The following is a 621-nucleotide window of genomic DNA, read 5'->3' as shown; positions in this document are numbered from 1 at the left end:
ACACAAATGGCTTATCGTGATGTGCGCCACCAAGTGGTTCTTTGATTAATCCATCCGCAATTTCTAAGTCATATAAGTCTTGACCCGTAATTTTTAATGATTCTGCTGCAATTTCCTTTAAAGAGCCGTCTTTAAATAGAATACTCGCAGCACCTTCAGGTGAGATTACAGAGTATGTCGAGTTTTCTAACATGTATAGTTTGTCACAAACACCAAGTGCGAGCGCACCCCCAGATCCACCTTCTCCAATTACAATTGAAATAATTGGTACAGATAATCCAGCCATATCGACTAAATTCTTAGCAATTGCTTCACTTTGTCCACGCTCTTCTGCTTCTTTACCAGGGTAAGCGCCCTTAGTATCTATAAAACAAATGATTGGACGATTGAACTTCTCTGCTTGCTTCATGAGACGAAGGGCCTTTCTATAACCCTCTGGGTGTGGCATACCAAAGTTTCTCTCAATGTTCTCTTTTGTGCTCATACCGCGTTGATGTCCAATTACCGTGACAGGTTGTCCATTAAATGATGCGATACCTCCAACGATTGCTTTATCGTGACCATAGTAACGATCACCAAAGAACTCCGTAAAATCATCACAGATTGCATCGATATACTCAA

At 40.9% G+C, this 621-nt stretch carries 1 protein-coding gene; it reads right to left on the bottom strand.

Translation table 11 applies throughout. The features are described from left to right. On the bottom strand, nt 1–621 hold a 621-nt coding region (locus tag ACFQY0_RS21295), incomplete at both ends, for an acetyl-CoA carboxylase carboxyltransferase subunit alpha (protein ID WP_379717106.1).

The organism is Haloferula chungangensis, assembly GCF_042664875.1.
GTDB classification, from domain to species: Bacteria; Verrucomicrobiota; Verrucomicrobiia; order Verrucomicrobiales; family Akkermansiaceae; genus Haloferula; species Haloferula chungangensis.
This window is presented reverse-complemented; position numbering and strand designations above follow the sequence as displayed.